The sequence below is a fragment of the Pseudomonas sp. LBUM1648 genome (assembly GCF_059716145.1).
In genome coordinates this window covers 2,135,710-2,138,047 of sequence record NZ_CP166808.1, presented here as the reverse complement: position 1 = coordinate 2,138,047, position 2,338 = coordinate 2,135,710, and the positions used below count along the sequence as shown (strand labels likewise).

The window sequence follows — 2,338 nt, the reverse complement described above, 5'->3', positions numbered from 1 at the left end:
TTCTTGGCATCCGGATCAGTAGGCAGGCAGCACAAAGGCACGTCGTCCCTATAAAACGAATGCAGACCGGAAAAATTAGCGAATGAGAACAACTGTCAGGCGGGAGGTGGGGCTGGGATTTTTTGTGTACAGCTCCCTGTAGGAGCTGTCGAGTGAAACGAGGCTGCGATCTTTTGATTTTAAAGATCAAGATCAAAAGATCGCAGCGTGCCGCAGCTCCTACAGGGGAAACGGCGTTGGTCAGGCTGTTGCAGCCATGGCATGCCGGCGATGGTGCACATCCAGTTGATCCTTGATCACCTTCAGCACTTTGGCTTCGTGCTCATGGATGAAGAAGTGCCCACCGGCCAGCATGCCCACCGAGAAGCTGCCACGGGTTTCCTTGCTCCAGCCGATCAATTGCTCGGTGGTGGCGCGGTCAGCCTTGCCGCCGAGCACATGCACCGGGCAGTTGAGCAGCGGTCGCTGCAAGGGCTTGAATTTGCCGCACAACTGAAAGTCCGCCCGCAGGATCGGCAAGGTCAGGCTCATCAGCTCGGCATTGGCCAGAACCTCCTCGCTCGTCCCGTTGAGCGTGCGCAATTGCTCGATCAGCTCGGCATCGGTTTTCGGCTCGGCAAAGCCGCGATCGTAATCGGCGCGCATCGTCGGCGCCGCCGTGCCCGAGGCAAACAGTGCCACCGGCTCCGGACATCCCAGCGCGCGCAAGGCATGCGCCATTTCGCAGGCCAGCAACGCGCCGAGGCTATGACCGAACAGCGCGTACGGGGTCTTGAGTGTCGGGCGCAATTCCTTGGCCAATTGCATCGCCAGCGCTCGCATGTCGGTGTGCAGCGGCTCGTCGAACCGCGCGCCGCGCCCCGGCAGTTCCACCGGCTGCAAGTGCAACCATTGCGGCATCTTCGGCCGCCAGCGGCTGTAGACCATCGCGCTGGCGCCGGAGTACGGCAGGCACAGCAGAGTCAGCTTGGTCACCACGCTCCCCTCAAAAAATTCGTCTGTAGAGAGAAACGGATCGCGGCCCGATCAAATTAGTCGGCGCCCGCTAAATCCTCTGCACAGGCGCTCGTTAACTGTTCAGGCCAAAACCAATAATGAGGATTCACCGTGGACCTGCAGAGCATCCTGGGCAAGTTGTTCGCCAATGCCGGTGCCGTCGGCATCGAAGGCGTTTTTCAATTCGTGTTTGGCCCGCAGCAGGCCTACTGGTCCGAGGTCAAGGCCAGCAGTCGCACCGTGTCTGGCCGACACGCGAGCCCTGATGTGACCATCGAAGTCGCCGAGCGCGACTTCCTCGGGATCATGGGCGGCATGGCCAACGTCGAAGAACTGTTCGCCAGCGGTCGCCTGAAGATCGGCGGCAACATGGGCCTGGCGACCCTGCTGCCGCAGATCATCGAGCATGCGATGCACGGCGGCGCCGTGGCGGAAAAAGTCGACATGAACAAGCGTTACCCGACGCCGCCGCGCTTCAGTGAAAAGCTCACCGCCGGCCTGCCGACCCAACTGAACGTCGAGCGACGTTCGCGCAGCGAGCTGTCGGTGACCGAGTTCAAGAGCCGCTATCTGCCCCATGGCATTCCCGTGGTGATCAGCAACGCGCTGCATGACTGGCCGTTGTTCAAATTGAGTCGCGAAGAGTCGCTGGTGCATTTCGCCGAACTGCAAGGCATCACCCGCCATGGCGATTACGTGAAGAAGACCTTCTCCACCGAACGTGATTTCCGCTCCACCTCCATGGCCGACTTCATTGCTTCGCTGGACAAGCCTGCGGCCAAAGGCGCAGACGGCGAACCACCGGCCTACATGGGCAACAACATTCTGCCGGCGCAATTGATGCAGCAGATCAAATACCCGGGCTACTTCGATCCCTCGCAGTTCATTCCGCCGCGCATCTGGATCGGCCCCAAAGGCACGCTGACGCCACTGCATCGCGATGACACCGACAATCTGTTTGCGCAGGTGTGGGGACAGAAGAAATTCACCCTCGCCGCACCGCATCATCGTGAAGCGCTGGGCACCTGGTCGACCGCGCCCAAGGGCGGGCTGGATGGCTGCGATTTCAACCCGGATGCGCCGGACTACGAACGCTTCCCGGCGGCGCGGGATGTGACGTTTCTGCGCGTGACACTTGAGGCCGGGGATCTGCTGTTCCTGCCTGAGGGCTGGTTCCATCAGGTCGAGTCGGTGTCGACGTCGTTGTCGGTGAATTTTTGGGTGAATTCGGGGCGCGGTTGGTAAGCCGCGAGTGACTCCACCACCCGTCGCAAAACCTGCGCACCTGTCAGACCTGACAGGTGCGCTTTCTCCCGACAAAGCGCATTCATACTCCCACCGT

Annotated in this window: 2 protein-coding genes; one reads left to right on the top strand and one right to left on the bottom strand. The window is 60.7% G+C overall.

Annotated features, from left to right (window positions below; genetic code table 11):
* Positions 1-240: 240 nt before the first annotated feature.
* Positions 241-978 (bottom strand): thioesterase II family protein, encoded by a 738-nt coding sequence (locus ACA043_RS09855; protein WP_497659080.1) that lies wholly within the window; start codon positions 976-978, stop codon positions 241-243.
* Between the two features lie 129 nt (positions 979-1,107).
* Between ACA043_RS09855 and ACA043_RS09850 the strand changes: the two genes are divergently transcribed.
* Positions 1,108-2,241, top strand: a complete 1,134-nt coding sequence (locus ACA043_RS09850; protein ID WP_497659079.1) for a cupin-like domain-containing protein — start codon at positions 1,108-1,110, stop codon at positions 2,239-2,241.
* Positions 2,242-2,338 lie beyond the last annotated feature (97 nt).